The organism is Roseinatronobacter thiooxidans (assembly GCF_001870675.1).
Lineage (GTDB): Bacteria > Pseudomonadota > Alphaproteobacteria > Rhodobacterales > Rhodobacteraceae > Roseinatronobacter > Roseinatronobacter thiooxidans.
The window spans coordinates 25,391-45,010 of sequence record NZ_MEHT01000011.1; the positions used below are offsets into that span (position 1 = coordinate 25,391).

Genomic DNA, 19,620 nt, shown 5'->3' on the forward strand with positions numbered 1-19,620 from the left:
CCTGCGCGATGCCTTGTTCGGGCACGTCGCTGGAATGAAGCACATCCATCGCATTCAGAAATGTGCGCGCATGGCCTGCGGAAATGCCTTCTTGGCGCAGCAGATTTCCTCGGAGGCGCTCACAGGGGCAATCCGGTCTGCGGCGCGGGCGTATATGCGTTTTCGGCACCGAAGGTGATGCAGGAAATCATCAGATTGCCATGCTCGGAATCGCCACACAGGGTTTCGCCCTGCTCGCCAAAGCTGAATACCCCCAGAAACGGGGCGCCCGCCAGCGCCTGTGCGACATTTCCTGCCACCTCATCCATGCGATCTGTCACCGACAGCATGCATCCGCCGCAATATATCATCAATGCGCCGGAAATAGCGCCCTGCACTTGGTCACGGCTGCTTGCCGCGATCCTGCCTGCGCGCTCAACTAGGCTGTCTTCGGACCCCGCCATCAGCCAGACAGTTTGCCCCTCTGTCAGATCGGCGAAGAAATCCAGCCTGCCATCAGCATGGGCAACAGCAGGATGTGCCAGCATGTGAAATGTCACTTCGTTAATTTCGGTCAACCGACGGCCCAAGGGGAACATGGTTGCCTGCGCCAGAACAGAAGCGCTGCCTGTATCGGGCACTGAAACATTGCCTTGCGTCCAGTCTGCATAAAGCTGAGCGGCAGGGCGTGTGTCGATACTGTGCACTGTCCGCCCAGAGGCTTGTGTAATCACGCCGCGCTTTGCGGTCGGTGCATAGCCGCTTTCAAAGGAACAGCCTATCTGCACCGATGGAAACAGCACAGATACTACGACAGAGTTTGTATGCGCACCCTGGACTGTGATCTGTGACCAGCCGCCACTGACATCGTTATCCGCCGAACTGCCCCCCACGATCAGGGCAGGGGAGCCAATCACGTCCTTGATCCCGAGGAGCACTTGTTCTTCATGTCCGGGCGCGGCAGTCAGCCAGACAAGATCGGGCGCTTCGCCCATGCGCCCCGCATCCTGCAACGCGGCCCGCGTTGCCTGTGCGGCTGCGGCGCGCGGGTCTTCGCCAAGGGGGCATGTGCCGGTGCCATAAGCGCCCTGCGCATCCCATATGGCAAAAGCACCGATCGCGTCGCCTTGCGCAATCGCGGCACCTTGTTCGGTCATCACTCCCAGACAGGATGACCCGCCATGCAGCGCGGCTGCGCTGAAAGCTTCGGCAGCCTGCGTGCAAACCTCTCGCGCGGGCCGCCCGCCGCCGTAATGCAGGGTCACAAAATCCGGCGGGCCTGCCCCCTCAAGCCCGAGTTGCGTCACCAGGTCTTGCAGCGCGGCAGATGTGTCTGGCAGCACGCTGTGCGCGGTGGCGGCACGAAATATGGGGGCGCGGGGCCGCAGGGCGGTGTTACATATTTCCCCGTCAGCCGTTTTGTACATGACGTAGCCTTAAAAAATGCAGAAACCATGATCTGCGCAAGCCGGGCGGGCCGGCGGTCAGCCGTTAGAACAGACCACGTTTCATAGCTTCAATAACGACTTGAGTGCGGTTGCGCGCACCCATCTTGCGGCAGATCGATTTTACATCCATCTTGACAATCGTTTCCTCGATACCGATTTCGCGGCCAATTTCCTTATTCTGCATGCCTTCGCACAACAGGCCCAGAACCCGCAATTCGCGCGGCTTCAGGCCAAGGTCGCTGCCTTCATCATCTGATGCGCGGCGCAGAAATTCGCCGGGAAGATATAATTCGCCCTCTGCGATCAGGCGCACGGCGTGTTTCAGCGTTCTGAAAGGCAGGGTCTTGGGAATGAAGCCGCCGGCACCCGCATCAATGGCACGCTCGACAACTGTTCTGCTGGCGACGCCGGAAAACAGGGCCACGGCCCCTTGGTTCACTTCGACCAAGCGGCGCAGCCCGTTCAGGCCATCCATGCCGGGCACTTCATAATCCAGCAGCACCACGTCAAAGCGCCCAGTCTCTGCAATTCGGGACAGCGCATCATCAATACAATTGACGGACTGCGCTTCCAAATCATCTTGTGCTTCCAGCGCCGCCGAGAGGGTCTCACACACAAGTGAATGATCATCGACAACCAGAATTTGCAAAGAACTGACAGGCTCTATGGCCGAAGTTGTATGAAGTGTCATCTGCACTCACCGTTTTCGATTTAGACTCCACAATAAGACTATTCAGCGCCAAGTTAACAGCATTTATCGGCTTTCATGCGAAGTATCACAATTTATCTCTTAAGAGATAAGAGGGTGAATTTGCCGCCGCGACCGCCCTGCAGCGGTTTCATCCTGCGCATGCCGCGCGTCACCTCTCTCGCCAGCGCCAAGGTTTGCTTTGTCTTTGGGGGCGCTACTGTCTTTTGAAACCACAGTTTGAAAGGATTGTCATGAAAGATCGTACCGCGACACTTCTGGGAAATTTCATGGACCAGATCACCCCGCGCCACACCGGCGAGGGCGAGTTTCTACAGGCAGTAGAAGAGGTTGCGCGCGATGTGCTGCCTATCGAGAAGGCCAGCAGCGCATTCACCGATGCCCGTGCGCTGGAACGTTTGTGTGAAGCGGACCGCATCATCAGCTTCCGGATTACATGGCGCGATGACAGCGGAGCAGTACAGATAAATCGCGGCTGGAGGGTGCAGCATTCCAACCTGCTTGGCCCCTACAAGGGCGGGTTGCGTTGGGCACCCGGTGTCACCCGCTCGGTGCTGAAATTTCTGGCATTCGAGCAGGCGTTCAAAAATGCGCTGACGGGCCTGCCGCTTGGGGCTGCCAAGGGCGGTGCAGATTTCGACCCCCATGGCCGCTCTGTCCCCGAGATCGAGCGGTTCGCGCAGGCGTTCATGGCCGAACTTGCCCCTCATATCGGGCCTGACCGTGACGTTCCCGCGGGCGATATCGGGGTGGGCGCGCGCGAGGTCGGGCTACTTTCACGGGCATGGGTGCAGCATGCGCAGCGTTGGGGCGGTGCCTTGACCGGCAAGCCGCTGGCCCTGGGCGGCAGCGACATTCGCGCCGAGGCCACGGGCTATGGCGTGATTTTTTTCACGGCGGCCATGCTGGCAGAACAGGGGGCAGAGCTGCAAGACAAGCGCGTGGCTTTGTCGGGTAGGGGCAATGTCTCTGCGCATGCGGCGCGCAAAGCACGCGCGATGGGGGCGCGTGTGATCAGCCTGTCAGGGCGCGCAGGCACATGGTATGCGCCCGATGGTTTCAGCGCTGAAGCGCTGGACTGGACCCTTGCCGCCAAAGGGGAGGCGGCGATGGCACCCCCCAAAGACCTTGGCGTGGAATTCAGGGAAGGGGCAAAACCGTGGGGCCTGTCGCCCGATATTGCCCTGCCTTGTGCCACACAGAACGAGCTGGACCTGGAGGATGCCAAAGCGCTGGCCGATAGCGGCTGCCGCGTCTTGTCCGAAGGGGCGAATATGCCGCTGACGTCAGACGCCGAAGCGCATCTGACCCGCGCAGGCGTCATTCAGGCACCGGGTAAGGCGGCAAATGCGGGCGGGGTCGCCGTGTCGGGGCTGGAGATGCAGCAAAACGCCAGTTTTGCCCGCTGGACGCCTGCGCGTGTCGAAACCCAGCTGCGCGAGATCATGTGTGCCATTCACGCCCGCCTGAAAGCCGAGCGCGCCAGTTGCTGCACCGCAGGCGGCGGCATTGACTACCGGCGCGCGGCCAATGTTGCGGGGTATCGAAAACTGGCGCGCGCCGTTGTCGATGGCGGCGTGATGTAACGGGCAGGGGCAGCATTTGTCCTGTGCTGCGTGTCATCTGCAGCAACTTTGCTTGTGCGGGTTTATTTGCCGCACGGAACTAATACGCCCGCTCATACGTTATCTGAGCAAGCACGGCGGCTTATCCCTATCCCCGCGCGCCAAATAACAGGAGATCAAAATGTCCCGCAGAAATTTTCACGCGACAACGGCGCTGGGGCTATGCCTTGCCATGGTACCCCTTAGCGCGGCCGCCCAATCCACTGGTGCCGACCCAGAGGCGGCCGAGATATTTGTGCCCATGGTGCAGGATTGCGTCATCGGGGCGCGCGAGGCGGAGTGCCAGCAGGTCCGCACTGTCATCACCGAATGCGCGGCAGATCTGGAATATGACCGCTGTCAGTTGTTATTCGAGGATGCAAACGCGGTTTTCGACGACTCCCAGCAACTCGAACAAGCAGAGATGATGCTGGTCCAGACCAGCGAGATCATCGCGCAAATGGATTTTTCCGAGGCTGATGCCGAATTGGGGGACTTGGCCGAGTCGGCGCGCGCCGATGCCGAGCGCACATTGTTGCGCGGCGACGAGAACCTGATGACGCATTCCGCGCCACCATTGGTCGAGGGCGAGGCCGAAGATATCGACGCGGATCTTGAAACACCCGTTAGCGAAATTGACGCGCAACCCGATACAGAAGAGGGCGCGCCCCCTGCGGAAGATGTGACCGATCCTGAACCGCAAGATGAAGCCTCTGATGTCGATGCCGAGAATGAACGGCTGGTGCGCGAGGCGCTGGAAGCACAGCGGCGTGCCGCAGAAGACGCGGCGTCTTCGGATGCAGCAGAAGCCGGGGCAGAAGCTGATCTTGCGGTAGAAGCCGAAGGCGATGCCGAGCAGCGCTTGCGCGACGCGCTGGAGGCAGAGCAACGCGCCACCGATGAGGGCGCTGACGCAGATGCAGCGGTCAGCGCGGAAATCGAGGCTGAGGCCGAGATGGACGCAACATCCGAAGATGTGGCACAGGACGATGCCGAACAGCGCCTGCGCGACGCGTTGGAGGCAGAACAATCCGCCACAGAACCGGCCCTTGATGATGCGGAGATGACCGAAACCCCATCTGAAATGACCGAAGGAGATGCCGCAGCCGCGCGTGCACAAGCCGAGATCGATTTCGAGGAAGAACGCGCGCAGATGCGCGCCGAAGCCGAGGCAATGGCCGAAGATGAACCCGAACTGGTTATTGAAGAGGTGCCGGAAGAAGAATTCATCGCCCCTGCTGATGCCCCGCGCGAAATAGCCGCCGATGAGCAAAGCCTGATCGACCAGTTGATGGCCGACCCTGAAACCGCCGAAGCCATCACGCTTCTGGGCCAGATGGCCGAGCAGGACCGCGCGGGCGAGGCAGAGGGCGAGGCTGGAAGCCTGCTGACATCAGCACTTTCTGCATTGCAGGCCGAACGCAGCGATGACGCGGCCGCCGAGGCTGAGGGTGTGCAGGCCGAAGAAGTCACCGAAGAAGAGATCACCGCTGCCGAAATCCGCACCAGCCGCGATGATTTTGACTCGCGCTTCGCGCTGGATGTCGCGGCCGGGCAGGCGCGCAGCAGTGACCGCCGCGATCTGGAACGCGCGGGCCTTGTTGCTTTGGGGGCGCTGGCCGTGGGTATGGTCGTGAACCGCAACCGCGTGGTGGCGCGCTCTGACGAACGTGTGGTGGTTCAGCGCGATGACGGTGAATATGCAGTCTGGCGCGATGATGATGTGATCCTTAGTCAGGACGGCTCTCAGCGGCGGATTGAACGCTATGCCGACGGCTCTACCCTGACGCGCTGGGCCCGCAATGACGGGTCCGAGATTGTGACCATCCGCGATGCGACAGGCCGTGTGCTGTGGCGTGAACGGGTTCTGGCTGACGGCACCTCGATTGAGCTGGTGAATGACATGCGCGAGGTGCAGGCCATTGATGTGTCAGTCCTGCCCCCACCGCGCCGGCGCGAGCTGCGCATCACGCAGCGCACCGACCCCGATCTGGCACTTGCCCTGCTGCAAGAGGCCGAAGCCGATGCCCGCGCGCTGGACCGTGCCTTTACCTTGCGTCAGGTCCGCGAAGTGCGCGAAGTGCGCGAAGTGGTGCCGGTGCTTAGCCCCGATCCGATTACCTTCGAGATCAACCGCGCCAATGTCCGCCCAGAAGAGGCCCGCAAACTGTCTCAGGTCGGGCGGCTGATGGAACGCCTGATTGCGGATAACCCGCGCGAATTGTTCCTGATCGAGGGGCATACCGACGCGACCGGCCCTGCCTCTTACAATCTTGCGCTATCGGACAGGCGCGCGGAGTCGGTGGCGCTGGCCCTGACCGAGTTCTTTGAGATTCCGCCAGAAAACCTGATCATTCAGGGCTATGGCGAACGCTACCTGCGCATTCCGACCGCAGCCGCCGAAGAACGCAACCGGCGCGTGGCGATCCGGCGCATCTCGCCCTTGATGGGACTTTAAGTCAGCTCGGTTAACGGGCGTTAGGCCGGGGCGCGCAGTTTTGCGCGCCCCGGCTATGTGGTGCCGCCCAACCCGAAAATGCATCCAAGCGGCAGGAAAAAGCCCCCCAAGCTTTGAAATTTATTCGGAAATTCATGATCCTATAACCCAGATCAGCACAGGCCCACGCAAGGCATGCCATCGTATTTTCAATGACCTGCGACCGCCCGCCATTTGGCACAGGGGCGGCATTTTGAAAGGATTTGACTGATGGCCCAACATGGCAAGAAAATTGTAACCGGCATGCTTGCTGCAACGATCACGCTGGCAGCATGCGCCAACCCGGACGGAACCAGCAATCAGACCGGAACAGGCGCGATCGTTGGTGGCCTGACCGGCGCGGCGGCGGGCCAGATCATCGGCGGCGATACGCGCGCCACCGTGATCGGGGGCGCAATCGGGGCAGCCGTGGGCGGGGCTGTTGGTGCCGGCATGGCCGCACAGGAACGCGAATTGCGCCAGTCGCTGGCCGGAACCGGCGCAGATATCACCAATACTGGCAGCGATTTGCGGGTGATCTTGCCCGACTCGGTGACGTTCCGCACGGATTCTTCGGTTGTAGATGCCGGATTCCGTCCGGCATTGCGTAGCGTCTCGGATAGTTTGCGCCGCCACCCCAATTCGACCGTGCGGGTGATCGGCCACACCGATAATGTCGGGACCGCAGCCTATAACACCCAGCTTAGTCAGGATCGTGCGCTGGCAGTCGCGCGCGAGCTGATCTCGGGCGGGGTCAGTGGCCAGCGGATTACAGTGTCTGGGCGGGGCTTTAGGGAACCTGTGGCCCCCAATACCAGCGCGGCAGGACGGGCCGAGAACCGGCGGGTCGAGATTGTGATCATCCCCAACAGCTGAATACAACCGCGCTGTGTGAACAAGAAAGGGGCAGGGACAGTGTCCTTGCCCTTTTGAAAAAACCGCAAAAGGATGATGCCATGCAGATAAGTCCCTCATCCGTCGATACGCCTGACAAACTGAAATCTGTCAAAGAAGATTGTGACAAGGCCCCCGCCGGACGCGCAAAAGATGCCGCCATGCGGCACTATCTGGCCGCCAAGGCCGCGCAACATGCGGGCCATGACGGCGAGTGCAACCGCAAGCTGGATTCAGCGCGCCATGCGCTAGCGCAGGCGTGATCCGCGCGGGCGCAGGCAACCCTTAAAATTGAAAATGATATAAACTTGCTTGGGCAAGGTGCGGCTGCGATACTGGGGCATCTGGTCAGGACGACCGGGGTCTGATTATTCCCGTGACGTGAAGGGCACGTGGGTGAGTGGGGTTCCGGCGTGCCGGAACCCCTGTTCTTGCAGAATTTGGGCCATCCATGACAGTGCTGCCGCGCGCGCGGCACTGAAAACTGCGATCCGCCCGCCGAGTAAGTTTTTATGTGATGCGCTGATGTCTTGAAACTGATCATTTTCCCTTGTGTAACAGTCCCGTGTTCGGCACGAGAAAAGCATGGGTTGAAACCTGTGCTTTCCAAGCCCAAATCATGTGACAAGAGCGCGTTACGCGCACGGCAGAATTAAGGATAGACATATGGATCATTCAAGCCGCTACCCCGTATTGCCCCTGCGCGATATGGTGGTGTTCCCACACATGATCGTCCCGCTATTTGTGGGGCGCGAGAAATCCGTACGCGCGCTTGAAGCTGTTATGGCCGAAGACCGCCAGATCCTGCTGGTGGCGCAGAAAGATCACACACAAGAAAGCCCCGAGGCTGAAGATATTTTCTCTGTCGGTGTGCTGGCGAATGTGTTGCAATTGCTGAAACTGCCTGATGGCACTGTCAAGGTGCTGGTCGAAGGCCGGACACGGGTACAGATTGAGGATTTCGTCGAGAATGACGACTATTTTGAAGCCGTCGCGCGGAATTTCTTTGAAGAAGAAGGCGACTCCGGCTCTATCAAGGCGCTGATGCGTGCCGTTCAGACAGAGTTCGAGCGTTATGCCAAGATGCGCAAAAATGTCCCCGATGAAGCCCTTGCCGCGATTGCCGAGGCGGATGAGGCGGCTGTGCTGGCAGACCTTGCCGCAGGGCATCTGGGCACAAATGTGGCTGAGAAGCAAAAGCTGCTGGAAGCCGAGAATACATCTGACCGGCTTGAGAAGATCTATGGGCTGATGCAAAGCGAATTGTCTGTTCTGCAAGTTGAACGCAAGATCAAGACGCGCGTGAAATCGCAGATGGAACGGACCCAGCGCGAATATTACCTGAATGAGCAGATGAAAGCCATTCAGAAGGAATTGGGCGATGGCGAGGATGGCCAGAATGAACTGGCCGAGTTGGAAAACCGCATCAATGCGACGAAATTCAGCAAAGAGGCCCGCGACAAGGCCGATGCAGAGCTGAAAAAGCTGAAAAACATGTCGCCGATGTCGGCCGAGGCCACTGTGGTGCGCAACTATCTGGACTGGATGCTGTCGATCCCCTGGGGCGTGAAAAGTCGCGTCAAGAAAGATCTGGGCCGCGCGCAGGATGTGCTGGATGCCGATCACTATTCTTTGGACAAGGTCAAGGAGCGGATCGTCGAATATCTGGCAGTGCAGGCGCGCAGCCAGAAACTGAAAGGCCCGATCATGTGCCTTGTCGGCCCTCCCGGTGTGGGCAAGACCTCTCTGGGGCGGTCTGTGGCCAAGGCCACGGGGCGCGAATTCATCCGCATCTCGCTGGGCGGGGTGCGCGACGAATCCGAGATACGGGGCCACCGGCGCACCTATATCGGGTCCATGCCCGGCAAGATCATTCAGGCGCTGAAAAAGGCCAAAACCACCAACCCGCTGATCCTGCTGGACGAGATTGACAAGATGGGTCAGGATTTCCGTGGCGACCCCGCCTCTGCCATGCTGGAGGTGCTGGACCCTGAACAGAACGCAACTTTCGTGGACCACTATCTGGAAGTGGAATATGACCTGTCGAATGTCATGTTCCTGACCACGGCCAACACCTATAACATGCCCGGCCCCTTGCTGGACCGCATGGAGATTATTCCGCTGTCGGGCTACACCGAAGACGAGAAGCTGGAAATCGCACGGCGTCACCTGCTGGAAAAGTCGTTCCGGAACCATGGCCTGCGCAAGGGCGAGTTGACCATCTCGGACGGCGCGATCACGGAAATCCTGCGGCGCTATACCCGCGAAGCGGGCGTGCGCAACCTTGAACGGGAATTGAACAAGATTGCCCGCAAGGCAGTGACCAAGATCGTCAAGAACGAGACGAAAAAGGTCATCATGGCGCGCGATAACCTGTCAGAGTTTCTGGGTGTGCCGCGTCACAGGTTCGGTTTGGCCGAAAAGGAAGATCAGGTTGGCGTCGTAACCGGCCTTGCCTGGACACAGGTGGGCGGTGATCTGTTGCAGATCGAGGCGCTGCGCCTGCCGGGCAAAGGCCGGATGAAAACCACCGGCACGCTGGGCGATGTGATGAAGGAATCGATCGATGCGGCCAGTTCTTTCGTCCGCTCGATCGCGCCGGAAATCGGGGTGAAACCCCCGCGGTTTGACAGGCTGGATATCCATGTCCATGTTCCCGAAGGTGCAACGCCCAAAGACGGGCCAAGCGCGGGCATTGCGATGGTGACGTCGATTGTGTCTGTGCTGACGCAAATTCCTGTGCGCAAGGATATCGCCATGACAGGCGAGGTGACGTTGCGGGGCAATGTGCTGGGCATAGGCGGGTTGAAGGAAAAGCTGCTGGCGGCCTTGCGCGGCGGAATCAAGACCGTTCTGATTCCGGAAGACAACGCAAAAGACCTGCCGGAAATTCCGGATAATGTGAAAGATGGCCTGACCATCATTCCTGTCAGCCATGTGCGCGAAGTCTTGCGCCACGCGCTTGTCCGGCAGCCGACAGCGATTGAATGGGATGAAGAGGCCGAAGATGCCGCGCGTCAGGCACTTCTGACAAATCAGGGCACCCCAGACACACAGCGCCCCGCGCATTAAGCGCGGGAGTGTTTGAAGATGAACTGCCGCCCGCTGAAGCGGCGGCAGTTTCCTACCCTTGCCTGCGCCAAGAAGGGGTTGCACCCTGCAAAACCGCAGAGTATAGCGCAGCCCAACAGGGGCGATTAGCTCAGTGGTAGAGCGCTTCGTTCACATCGAAGATGTCAGCGGTTCAAATCCGTTATCGCCCACCATCCCTGCCTTCATTCGCCAGGCGAAAGCACGACAGTGCCGGTGCCCCCACCAGTTGCGCCACGCGGACAGGGGCAGTATGATATGCCCACGGGTCAAGGGATACGCGATTTGCCGCAGTCAGGTTTTCCGCCCCTAGGATTGGGGGAAGAATAGGTGACAATTTATGTAGATGCCGATGCCTGTCCGGTGAAGGCCGAGATCGAGCGTGTTGGCACACGGCACAAATTGGCGATGATCATCGTCTCGAATGGGGGGATCAGGCCATCGGCCAATCCGCTGGTTGACTCTGTCATCGTGCCCGAAGGCGCGGATGAGGCCGATAAATGGATCGCGGAACGGGCCGGGCCGGGCGATATTGTGGTGACAGCAGACATTCCCTTGGCCGCGAAATGTGTCGAGGCAGGCGCGCAGGTGCTGAAACACACAGGCGAGGTGCTGAGCGCGGACAATATCGGCAATATTCTGGCAACACGCGATCTGATGGCGGATTTGCGCGCCGCCGACCCGTTCCGGCAGGGCAGTGGGCGCAGTTTTTCCAAGGCGGACCGTTCGCGCTTTCTCGATGCGCTGGAACGCGCTGTGCGGCGTGCCGCGCGCTGAGTGCTACAGATGTGGCAGTTTGCGCGCAATCAGCCAGCTTGCCGCCGCCATCAGCCCCGCTGTTGCAAGGCACAAGGGCACCCCGCCAAACTGGTAGCTGACGCCGGATAACACGGTCCCAAGCAGCCTGCCTGCCGCATTGGCCATGTAATAGAACCCGACATCGCGGGTGATCCGATCCGCCGCGCCAAAGGCAAGGATCAGGTAGGAATGCACCGCGGAATTGAGTGCAAAGACAAAGCCGAACACCAACAACCCCACAACCAGAAGCGCTGTCAGCCAGTCTGCCGGACCCCCGGACAAGGCGGCCGCGATTGCCAGCAGCAGCGGGATTGGCACAAGAAGCCCCGCCCAGAGAATGGCTTTGCGGGTGATGGCTGCCTCTGACTGGCCCTTGCCACCCAGAAGCGCGGGTGCGAAAGCCTGCACTGCCCCGTAGCCAATGATCCATAGCGCCATGAAGCCGCCCACCAGAAAGAACGCCTCGCGCCGCCCCTCTGCGGTTCCATCGGATAAGACCGCCTGAAAATAGATGGGGATGCCGACAACGAACCAGACATCGCGCGCCCCGAACAGAAACAGCCGCGCAAGGCTAAGGCGGTTCACGCGCGGATCGGTTGATCGCCATCCCGCCCATGTATCGGCCCCTTTCATGCGCCCCGGCAACCCTTCGGGCAGAAACAGGACCACAGCCGCCAGAATAAGCGCCAATACCGCTGCCATCGCCCAGACTGCCGCCTGGAAGCCCGCAGTTGCAAGCAGCGCGGCCCCCAGAAAGAAACCGGCTCCTTTCACCGCGTTTTTGGACCCTGTCAGCACGGCCACCCAGCGGAACAAAGCGCCCTCTTGTGCAGGGGCCAGAAGCTTCACGGCGGATTTTGACGACATTTTGGACAAATCCTTGGCCACGCCCGACACGCCCTGCACCGCCATGACAAACACGACCGAGGCTGCGATGGTCCATTCGGGGTCAAGCTGGGCCAGCGCCGCAAGGGCCGCGATCTGCAAGACCAGCCCGGCATAAAGGGTCGCGGCCAGCCCGAAGCGCGCCGCCAGCCAGCCCGCCGCCAGATTGGTCACAATGCCCGCCACCTCGTATAGAACAAACAGCCATGCCAGTTGCACAGGAGAGAAGCCCAAGCCGTTGAAATGCAGCAACACCAGCATGCGCAGCGCGCCATCCGACAGCATGAAGGCCCAGTAAGCGGCAGTCACTGCCATATAGGCGCGTATCGGGTTTGGGCTGGTCACTGGTGCGGGCCTTTGTGCTGGTGGCAGGCAAGGGGGGCTGTCTGCCCCCCTCTTGGGCCTTTGGCCCAATTCACCCCCCGAGAGTATTTGGCGCAAGAAAATGGGTCAGAGGCTTTTTGCGATCATGCGGGTGATGTCGCCAAGGCGGCAGGCATAGCCCCATTCATTGTCATACCACGCATAAAGTTTAAGCTGAGTGTGGTTGATGACCATTGTGGAGGGGCCGTCGATAATGGCTGATCGCGGGTCATTCAGGTAGTCGGATGACACAAGCGGGCGGGACTCGTAGCCCAGAATGCCCTTGAGAGGGCCATCGGCGGCGGCTTTGAGCAAGGCGTTGACCTCCTCAATGGTGGTGGCGCGTTCCAGCTCGAACACGCAATCGGTGAGCGAGGCGTTCAGCAGCGGGACGCGCACGGCGTGGCCATTCAGCCGGCCCTTGAGTTCGGGGTAGATCAGCGTGATGGCAGTGGCGCTGCCAGTTGTGGTGGGGATCAGATTGGTCAGGGCAGAGCGCGCGCGGCGCATGTCTTTGGCGGGGCGGTCAACAATGGTCTGGGTGTTGGTCACGTCATGGATCGTGGTGATCGACCCGTGGCGGATGCCGAGCGCTTCGTGGATTACCTTGACCACCGGCGCGAGGCAGTTTGTGGTGCAACTGGCGGCTGTGATGATCTGGTGCAGGGCCGGGTCATACAGGTGGTGGTTGACGCCGTAGACAAGGTTAAGCGCGCCGCCATCCTTGACAGGGGCTGATACTGCGACTTTCCGGACCCCGGCTGCGAAATAGGGCGCAAGCTGGGCTTCGGTCTTGAACACGCCGGTGCAATCAATCACCAGATCAATGCCCATCTCTGAGAGGGGCAGATCTTCGATCTTGCGGGCATGGGTGAGCGGAATGCGCTGCCCGTCCAGAACGAGTGCGCCGTTTTCATGCGCGACGGGCGTTTGCCAGCGGCCATGGACCGAGTCGAATTCCATCAGCAAGGCATGCTGCGCGGGATCGCCCACAGGGTCATTCAACAGTACGATCTGGCCATGCGCGCCTGTGTCGATGAGGTCGCGCAGGGCAAGTTTGCCAATGCGCCCCAGACCATTCAGGGCGATGCGGGGGCCGGTTACAGGTGTCATGGTTCAGGCACTTTCTGTGGTCAGGGCAGAGGTGTTTATGGCATCTATGCGTGTTTGCAGGGAACGCCGGTCGAGTGTTTCAAAAGGCAGGGCGACCAATTGCTGCAATCTGTGGTGCAATGCCGCGTAGGTTTGCCGGAAAGCCAGATCAGGCGCTGCGCGCGGGTCCGTGCGCGCGCGGGCGGGGTCAGGCAGGCCCCAATGGGCGGGCAGCGGATACCCTGTCCAAGGGGGGCAATCGAGAGTGGCCGCCCTGTCGCAGACTGTGATGACCACATCGAGACGGGGCGCGCCTGGGCGCTGAAACTGGGTGAGAGGTTTGGAGTGCAGGGAACTGACATCATGCCCGTGCTGGCGCAAGACCTGCACTGTTGTGGGATGTGGCGCGGGGCCGGGGGTGATACCCGCCGAATAGGCCGTGAACCGGCCCGCGCCCAAGTCGCGCAACACAGCCTCGGCAATGATCGAGCGGGCAGAGTTTGCCGAGCACAGGAACAGCACGGCCAGCGGCCTGTCACCGATGCGGCCTGTCTGCGGGCTGAGAGCAGGGACCAGCAGATCGGCGCGCGCGCGCCCGAGATCCAGCGCGAGATAGCCGATCAATGCCTCGGTCATATCAAGATTGACGGCATAGAACAGCGAGCGCCCGTCTCGGGTGACGCGCAGCAAGCCCGTTGCGGCCAGATCGCGGAGATGATGCGACAGGGTGTTTTGTTTTAACCCAAGGCATTGGGCAATTTCTGTCGGGCGCTGGCCGTGCGGCGCAAACCGCATCAGCAGTCGCAACACCGCCAGCCGGTCGGGGTGGCCAAGTGCTGTGAAGACAGAGGCGGCTTTACCTGATTCCATATTTCCAGAATAATGGAAATAAATTGCAGTGCAAGTGCGGATGTGATGTTTGTGCGCGTCGAAGTGGAGCGGGAGTTTGTGGGCGGATGGTTTGGGGCAGGCGTGCCAAAGGGGCGAAGGGGGCTTTGCCCCCTCTTGGCTGGCGCCAATTCACCCCCAGAGTATTGTCAGCAAGAAAATGATGGCTTTTGGGGGCGAGGCGATGCGTGATCCGGCTATGAGGGCCAGATTTCATGCGCATAGGGGGGATTGCATCCGGTTCGGGTGCAGGTGATCGCGGCGGCCTTGCTGGCGTCTTGGACGATCTTGCCCAGCATGTCCGGGGATAATGTGGCGATCTGTTTTGTGCCCATCAGGCCATGGCGGTGCAGGCCGGCCAGCAGCGCGGCCATCAGCGTGTCGCCCGCACCGACTGTATCGACCAGATGTGTGACAGGTGTCAGGGGCAGTTCGATCCTGCCGCCGGGCCAGTGGCATATGACCGGCCCTGCCCCTTGCGTCAGCACAACCAGCGTATCGGGCGCACGGGCCGCAAGCTGTGCAACGGCATCGGACAAGGGCTGGTCGGGGGACCACCACGCCAGATCTTCGTCACTGAGCCGCAGCAGGGTTGCGCTGGCGGCCAGCCTGTCGAGGCGCGCGCGGTACGCGGGAGCATCCTGTTCGGCCAGAAGGGGCCGGATATTGGGATCGAGTGAGGTGAAGAGGCCGCGCCCCGCGCAATCCATGAACAAATCAGCCCAAGCCTGCGCATCTGCCCCTTCGCATAGCGCAAGCGAGCCGATGTGAAACGCTGTGGCACTTTCCGGCAGGCTGTCGCGCAGCGATTGTGCGCTGACCATGCGTTCGGCCGTGCCGGTGCGGTAAAAGCGGTAATCGGGTTGCCCATCTGCGACAGTGACCACAGCCAGCGAGGTGGGCGCGTCAGGCCGCTGGCCCAGATGCCGCACCTGATCGTCTGTCAGTCCCGACAACAGATCATCGCCAAACCTGTCGCTGGAGATGGGGGTCAGATAGCCCACCTCCAACCCGAGCCTGCCAAGCGCGCGGGTGCAGTTATAGGGCGAACCGCCCGGCACTGCCCGAAACGCGCGGCTGCCATCGCCGGTCTGCATCTCGATCATGTCGACAAGGTTCTCACCGCCGCATATAATCATGTTCTCACCCCTGTTGTGATGGCTGCGTAAATCACTGGCTGATCCTTTGTAAATCGTTTGTATCTGTTCCGGCATGCAGGGCTGTAACCGCGCGAGTGCCTGTTTTGCGGGCGGTCAATCTGGCGCGGGTGCATCTTTCAGCAATCTGCGCAAGCTGCCAAGATGCGCCGCGCCTGCGGTGGTGCTGTCGGCCTCAACCGCGCGATAGAGTGTCAGCACCTCGCGCCCCGCCTGTGTCAGCACAGCGCCGCCGCCGCCCGGCCCGCCGCGTGTGCTGTCGACCACCGGCTCGCGGAACATTGTGTTCAGCGTCCCGATCAATTCCCACGCGCGCTTGTAGCTCATGTTCATTTCCCGTCCCGCCGCCGCGATAGAGCCGCAGCGGTCAATGCGTTCAAGAAGCTCTGCTTTTCCGGGGCCGATCATGCCGTCATCGCCAAAGACAATGCGGATGCGAAGCACGGGCTGCGGGGTGTGGTCTGGTCGAGATGTCATGGCGAAAGGAATGCGGTATCTTGCGGGCCAGTGCAAGTCTTGGCTTGAGCTGGGCAGGAGGCAGCGCAAGCAGGGCAGGGTGATTTCTGCGCCGCGGGTGTCGCGCCGCAGGCGTGAATTTTTCGGGTGGAAAAAGCAGGTTTGGCCTATGCAGATCGCTAAATTGCGCTAAGACGCCTTTCAGAGGAACACAGTGCATTTCTTGGATGCACACTTTACGAAACTGGGTTGCTGTGAGTATGCTTGCGATCTGGGGGAGCAGATCATGGAATCACGGCATAGCTTCGATATTAATCCCGCGCTGTATACGCGGACCCAAAGCCTGTTTGACGCAAAGCGCCGAAAACTTCCCCCCGATGCTGTCGAAAGGCTGGCGCGCGAGGTTGTCGAGCGGCTGGCGGAAAAGCGCGATGTCCTGAATGGCCGTGTGACGGAACTTGTCCCCGCCAGCACCGATCCGGAAATGGTGGCGGCATTTTGCGATATTCTGCTTGCGCCAGATGCCTCTGTCGCGCTGCGCTTTCTGGAAGACAGGCTGTCGCCCATCGTCAAGGAACGCGGCGATCTTTATGGCTATATCGCGGCTGCATCGCGCGAATTGGGCGAGCGGTGGGATGCAGGCGAGGTCACCTTTCTGGATGTCACGCTGGCAGTTGGAAAGCTTTATGCGCTGGTGCGCAGTGTCGGCTCTGGCCGGGATGCAGGGTTTCTGGACGCGAATCCGAAAAAATACGCGATTTTCGCCAATGTTCCGGGAGAGCAGCATACACTTGGCGTCAGTGTCGCAGCAGAGGTGTTCCGCGATGCGGGCTGGGAAATCAGCCTGCAACTGGACCGCAGCCATGCAGAGCTGATTGACTATGTCAGCACGATCCGGCCCGCAGTGATCGGGCTGTCGCTGAGCAGTGCGATGGGGCTGGACCCTTTGGTGCGGCTTGTGATCGCGCTGCGGCTGGCTTTGCCCAATATCGTCATTGCAGTTGCGGGCGGCGAGGATACGGATGAAGACACGCTGCGCACGCTTGTCGATCTGGACCTTGTCATCACCAATGCAGAGCAGGCGCAATCTGACCTGAGCCGCCTTTTGTCGCTGGAAGCCACTGGCTGAGCGGGCGTTGGTAGCCCGCCTTGCGCGCCGTGCTGTTCAGCCGCCGCGCAAGGCAGGCAGGCCCACGCCCACGGCATCGAACCCGCCATCGGCGGCGATGACCTGACCTGTCACATAGCTGGCTTTTTCCGAGCATAGAAAAACAATGGTCTGTGCAATCTCGCGCTCTGTCCCGTAGCGGTTCAGGGGGATGGCATCGTGATAGGCGGTGCGGATTGCGGGCGAATGCACGGCCAGCGCCAGTTTGGTGTCCACAGGGCCGGGGGCCACGCAATTGGCCCGCACGCCCCATTCGCCCAGTTCCGCCGCTTGTTGGCGCGTCAGGTGAATGACTGCCGCTTTCGATGTGCCGTAAGCCACCCGCAATGTGCTGGCGCGCAGGCCAGAGATTGAGGCGATATTCACGATTGCGCCGCGCGTTTCCTTCAGTTGCGGGATGATGGCCTGACTGGTCAGGAACACCCCGTCCAGATTGGTGGCCATCACCTCGCGCCATGTGGCGAAATCGGTGTCTTGCAGCGGGCGGAAATCGGCCACGCCTGCATTATTGACCAACGCATCCACGCGCCCGAATGCCTTTGCGACCTCTGCTGCCATGGCGCTGACCTGCTCGGGGATGGAGACATCGCAGAGGATGGGATGGACATTCTTCAGCCCCTGTGCCGCATCTGTCAGGGCAGGGGCGTCGCGGTCGATCATGGCCACGCGCCAGCCCTCGGCCAGAAACAGCTGTGTTGTGGCCAGCCCGATGCCGCGTGCGGCACCTGTTACAACGGCGGTTTTCATGGGTGTTTATCCTTCATCAGCGCAGCCAGTTCACCAGAACCTGCGACATTTGCGGCACTGCCGCGACCACAATAATACCAATCAGAGAGGCCAGCAAAAACGGCATTGTGCCGCGCGCAACCCTCTCGATGCTGAGTTTCGTGACATTGGCGGCCACATACAGGTTGATCCCCACAGGCGGGGTAATCAGCCCGATGGCCAGATTGACCATCACCAACACCCCGAACCAGACCGGGTCCCAGCCCATTTCGCGCGCGACCGGCAGGAAAATCGGCAGGGCGATGAACATGACTGTCACAGGGTCCATGAACATGCCCGCAATCAGCAGGATCACCATGATGACCAGCAAGATCACCCATGCCTGATCACTTAGGCCCAGCAGCGCGCCGGAATAGCTGCGCACCAGATCATCGACCGTGACCACCCAGCCAAACAGGCTGGCATAGGCCACGATCAGCATGACCACGGCAGAGGATGCCGCGGCCGTGCCAAGCGCATCATAGAGCCGCGCAAGTGTCAGCGTGCGGTAGGCCAGCCCCCCCACAGCAAGGGCATAAACCGTGGCGACAATCGCGGCCTCGGTCGGGGTGAAGATACCGGAATAGATGCCGCCCAAGATAACCACAGGCGTCATCAGCCCCCAGAAGCTTTCGCGGAAAGACAGCCACAGCGCGCGCCTGCGCGCCATGCCCGCATAGGGGTCGGGGCTAAGCGTCAGGAGGTTTGCGCTGCCCGCAGGGGTGGCGTTGCGGCGCGCAAAGGGCAGCACGGCCACCATTGTCAGCGCCATGAATATGCCCGGAATGATTGCCGCAATGAACAACCGCGAGATAGAGGTTTCGGCAATCACGCCGTAAATCACCAGCCCGATGGACGGGGGGATCACGATGGAAAACGCAGCCCCTGTCACCACCAGCCCTGCCGCAAAGGCGCGGTCATAGCCGTCTTCTTCCATGCCCTTGATGATCATCGGGCCGATCGCCGCGACCGAGGCAGGGCCGGACCCACTGACCGCCCCCCAGAACAGGCACACGACCGTGCCGACAATGCCCATGCCGCCGGGCAGGCCACCGACGGCCACGCGGAAAAAGCGGATCATGCGTTCGGCAATGCCAAGACTGCCCATCAGCACGCCCGCAAGAATGAAGAACGGAATGGCGAGCAGCGAAAATTTTGTAATGCCGGTGGCAATCAGATCGCCTGCCAGTTCCAGCCCGAAGCCGATTTTCCACATGGCGTAAAGTGCGGACAGCCCCAAGGCAAAGGCGACTGGCAGGCGCAGCGCCATCAGAAGGAAAAACACGATAATCATCTGCGTGCCCGCAGAGGTGATGCCGATCATCTCAAACATGGGGCACAATCCGGTTCGGGCCTGCGCGCAGCACGTCCCATGAATGTTGCAGATACCGAATGATGATAAGGCCAAAGCCAAAGGGCAGCGCCGCCTGATAATACCACGCAGGCAGCCCCAGCGCGTAAGAGCGCATACCGACGCGGCGGATATTCATCATCGCATCCCACGAAAACCACGCCGAAAAGGCCAGCAAGCTGACGGACAGCGCGACAGAGATCAGGAAAACCGGCAACCACAGCGGGCGCGGCAAAAGGTCATGCACCATGGTGACGGCCAGATGCTCGCCCCGCCGCGCGGCGATGGCCGCGCCAAAGACGGTCAGCAGCAGAAAACCGTTGATCAGCAATTCTTCGGTTGCGGCAAAGGACATGTTGGTGCCGTAGCGGATCACGACATTGACAAAGCCCAAGCCTGTCATGCCAAGAAACAGCACCGCGCAGATGATCTTTTCAAAGTCGCGCAAGATCAGTCGGATCATCGGCCCCGCCTTTGCATGAAAAAGGCCCGCACCC

At 60.7% G+C, this 19,620-nt stretch carries 17 protein-coding genes and 1 tRNA gene; 8 read left to right on the forward strand and 10 right to left on the reverse strand.

The genetic code is table 11. From position 1 onward, the window contains the following. Positions 1 to 119: 119 nt before the first annotated feature. Positions 120 to 1,406: an FIST signal transduction protein gene (locus BG455_RS07045; RefSeq protein ID WP_084386181.1), complete on the reverse strand. Its 1,287-nt coding sequence runs from the start codon at positions 1,404 to 1,406 to the stop codon at positions 120 to 122. A 64-nt stretch (positions 1,407 to 1,470) separates the two neighbouring features. Next, positions 1,471 to 2,118: a response regulator transcription factor gene (locus BG455_RS07050; protein ID WP_084386182.1), complete on the reverse strand. Its 648-nt coding sequence runs from the start codon at positions 2,116 to 2,118 to the stop codon at positions 1,471 to 1,473. A 251-nt stretch (positions 2,119 to 2,369) separates the two neighbouring features. Here BG455_RS07050 and gdhA point away from each other — a divergent pair, with 251 nt between their 5' ends. The 7 genes from gdhA (at position 2,370) to BG455_RS07085 (ending at position 10,977) form a co-directional block, all read left to right on the forward strand. Continuing rightward, entirely contained in the window at positions 2,370 to 3,722 is a 1,353-nt protein-coding gene (gene gdhA, locus BG455_RS07055; protein WP_071469284.1) for an NADP-specific glutamate dehydrogenase, read from the forward strand. Between the two features lie 160 nt (positions 3,723 to 3,882). After that, the gene (locus BG455_RS07060) at positions 3,883 to 6,198 is read left to right on the forward strand and encodes an OmpA family protein (protein WP_071469285.1); all 2,316 of its coding nucleotides are present in this window, start codon (positions 3,883 to 3,885) and stop codon (positions 6,196 to 6,198) included. A gap of 249 nt (positions 6,199 to 6,447) precedes the next feature. Then, positions 6,448 to 7,092, forward strand: coding sequence for a YiaD family glycine zipper/OmpA-like lipoprotein (locus BG455_RS07065; protein WP_071469286.1), 645 nt, complete (start codon positions 6,448 to 6,450; stop codon positions 7,090 to 7,092). Between the two features lie 80 nt (positions 7,093 to 7,172). Further along, positions 7,173 to 7,373: a hypothetical protein gene (locus tag BG455_RS07070; protein WP_071469325.1), complete on the forward strand. Its 201-nt coding sequence runs from the start codon at positions 7,173 to 7,175 to the stop codon at positions 7,371 to 7,373. 403 nt (positions 7,374 to 7,776) lie between these two features. Then, on the forward strand, positions 7,777 to 10,182 hold the full coding sequence (lon, locus tag BG455_RS07075; protein ID WP_071469287.1) for an endopeptidase La: 2,406 nt from the start codon (positions 7,777 to 7,779) through the stop codon (positions 10,180 to 10,182). Positions 10,183 to 10,301: 119 nt separating this feature from the next. After that, positions 10,302 to 10,376 (forward strand) — tRNA-Val (locus BG455_RS07080). A 154-nt stretch (positions 10,377 to 10,530) separates the two neighbouring features. Continuing rightward, complete coding sequence (locus BG455_RS07085) at positions 10,531 to 10,977, forward strand: YaiI/YqxD family protein (RefSeq protein WP_071469288.1); 447 nt, start codon at positions 10,531 to 10,533, stop codon at positions 10,975 to 10,977. Positions 10,978 to 10,980: 3 nt separating this feature from the next. On the opposite strand, the gene arsJ is transcribed toward BG455_RS07085, so the two are convergent. From arsJ to BG455_RS07110, 5 genes are all read right to left on the reverse strand, one after another. Beyond that, the gene (gene arsJ / locus BG455_RS07090) at positions 10,981 to 12,198 is read right to left on the reverse strand and encodes an organoarsenical effux MFS transporter ArsJ (RefSeq protein ID WP_071469326.1); all 1,218 of its coding nucleotides are present in this window, start codon (positions 12,196 to 12,198) and stop codon (positions 10,981 to 10,983) included. Positions 12,199 to 12,333: 135 nt separating this feature from the next. Continuing rightward, positions 12,334 to 13,359 (reverse strand): ArsJ-associated glyceraldehyde-3-phosphate dehydrogenase, encoded by a 1,026-nt coding sequence (locus BG455_RS07095; RefSeq protein ID WP_071469289.1) that lies wholly within the window; start codon positions 13,357 to 13,359, stop codon positions 12,334 to 12,336. A gap of 3 nt (positions 13,360 to 13,362) precedes the next feature. Beyond that, positions 13,363 to 14,208 (reverse strand): metalloregulator ArsR/SmtB family transcription factor, encoded by an 846-nt coding sequence (locus BG455_RS07100; protein WP_071469290.1) that lies wholly within the window; start codon positions 14,206 to 14,208, stop codon positions 13,363 to 13,365. A gap of 215 nt (positions 14,209 to 14,423) precedes the next feature. Then, a complete protein-coding gene (locus tag BG455_RS07105) occupies positions 14,424 to 15,365 on the reverse strand; it encodes a carbohydrate kinase family protein (RefSeq protein ID WP_071469291.1) in 942 nt (313 codons plus the stop codon). Positions 15,366 to 15,479: 114 nt separating this feature from the next. Beyond that, positions 15,480 to 15,860 carry a winged helix-turn-helix domain-containing protein gene (locus BG455_RS07110; protein ID WP_071469292.1) on the reverse strand — a complete coding sequence of 127 codons (381 nt, stop codon included), beginning with the start codon at positions 15,858 to 15,860 and terminating at the stop codon, positions 15,480 to 15,482. A 265-nt stretch (positions 15,861 to 16,125) separates the two neighbouring features. On the opposite strand from BG455_RS07110, the gene BG455_RS07115 reads away from it, so the two are divergent. After that, positions 16,126 to 16,968: a cobalamin B12-binding domain-containing protein gene (locus BG455_RS07115; protein ID WP_071469293.1), complete on the forward strand. Its 843-nt coding sequence runs from the start codon at positions 16,126 to 16,128 to the stop codon at positions 16,966 to 16,968. A gap of 36 nt (positions 16,969 to 17,004) precedes the next feature. Here BG455_RS07115 and BG455_RS07120 read toward each other — a convergent pair whose 3' ends face one another. From BG455_RS07120 to BG455_RS07130, 3 genes are read right to left on the reverse strand one after another with little or no spacing between them, the layout of a single operon-like run. Beyond that, positions 17,005 to 17,754 (reverse strand): SDR family NAD(P)-dependent oxidoreductase, encoded by a 750-nt coding sequence (locus BG455_RS07120; protein WP_071469294.1) that lies wholly within the window; start codon positions 17,752 to 17,754, stop codon positions 17,005 to 17,007. Positions 17,755 to 17,770: 16 nt separating this feature from the next. After that, on the reverse strand, positions 17,771 to 19,105 hold the full coding sequence (locus tag BG455_RS07125) for a TRAP transporter large permease (protein ID WP_071469295.1): 1,335 nt from the start codon (positions 19,103 to 19,105) through the stop codon (positions 17,771 to 17,773). After that, positions 19,098 to 19,586 (reverse strand): TRAP transporter small permease, encoded by a 489-nt coding sequence (locus BG455_RS07130; protein WP_071469296.1) that lies wholly within the window; start codon positions 19,584 to 19,586, stop codon positions 19,098 to 19,100. Before BG455_RS07130 ends, BG455_RS07125 begins: the two co-directional genes overlap by 8 nt. Positions 19,587 to 19,620 lie beyond the last annotated feature (34 nt).

Excerpts from the sequence above, each read along its gene's own strand:
- BG455_RS07045 (WP_084386181.1), bottom strand. The coding sequence starts at position 1,406 with ATGTACAAAACGGCTGACGGGGAAATATGTAACACCGCCCTGCGGCCC.
- BG455_RS07050 (WP_084386182.1), bottom strand. The coding sequence starts at position 2,118 with ATGACACTTCATACAACTTCGGCCATAGAGCCTGTCAGTTCTTTGCAA.
- gdhA (WP_071469284.1), top strand. The coding sequence starts at position 2,370 with ATGAAAGATCGTACCGCGACACTTCTGGGAAATTTCATGGACCAGATC.
- BG455_RS07060 (WP_071469285.1), top strand. The coding sequence starts at position 3,883 with ATGTCCCGCAGAAATTTTCACGCGACAACGGCGCTGGGGCTATGCCTT.
- BG455_RS07065 (WP_071469286.1), top strand. The coding sequence starts at position 6,448 with ATGGCCCAACATGGCAAGAAAATTGTAACCGGCATGCTTGCTGCAACG.
- BG455_RS07070 (WP_071469325.1), top strand. The coding sequence starts at position 7,173 with ATGCAGATAAGTCCCTCATCCGTCGATACGCCTGACAAACTGAAATCT.
- lon (WP_071469287.1), top strand. The coding sequence starts at position 7,777 with ATGGATCATTCAAGCCGCTACCCCGTATTGCCCCTGCGCGATATGGTG.
- arsJ (WP_071469326.1), bottom strand. The coding sequence starts at position 12,198 with ATGGCAGTGACTGCCGCTTACTGGGCCTTCATGCTGTCGGATGGCGCG.
- BG455_RS07095 (WP_071469289.1), bottom strand. The coding sequence starts at position 13,359 with ATGACACCTGTAACCGGCCCCCGCATCGCCCTGAATGGTCTGGGGCGC.
- BG455_RS07100 (WP_071469290.1), bottom strand. The coding sequence starts at position 14,208 with ATGGAATCAGGTAAAGCCGCCTCTGTCTTCACAGCACTTGGCCACCCC.
- BG455_RS07105 (WP_071469291.1), bottom strand. The coding sequence starts at position 15,365 with ATGATTATATGCGGCGGTGAGAACCTTGTCGACATGATCGAGATGCAG.
- BG455_RS07110 (WP_071469292.1), bottom strand. The coding sequence starts at position 15,860 with ATGACATCTCGACCAGACCACACCCCGCAGCCCGTGCTTCGCATCCGC.
- BG455_RS07115 (WP_071469293.1), top strand. The coding sequence starts at position 16,126 with ATGGAATCACGGCATAGCTTCGATATTAATCCCGCGCTGTATACGCGG.
- BG455_RS07120 (WP_071469294.1), bottom strand. The coding sequence starts at position 17,754 with ATGAAAACCGCCGTTGTAACAGGTGCCGCACGCGGCATCGGGCTGGCC.
- BG455_RS07125 (WP_071469295.1), bottom strand. The coding sequence starts at position 19,105 with ATGTTTGAGATGATCGGCATCACCTCTGCGGGCACGCAGATGATTATC.
- BG455_RS07130 (WP_071469296.1), bottom strand. The coding sequence starts at position 19,586 with ATGATCCGACTGATCTTGCGCGACTTTGAAAAGATCATCTGCGCGGTG.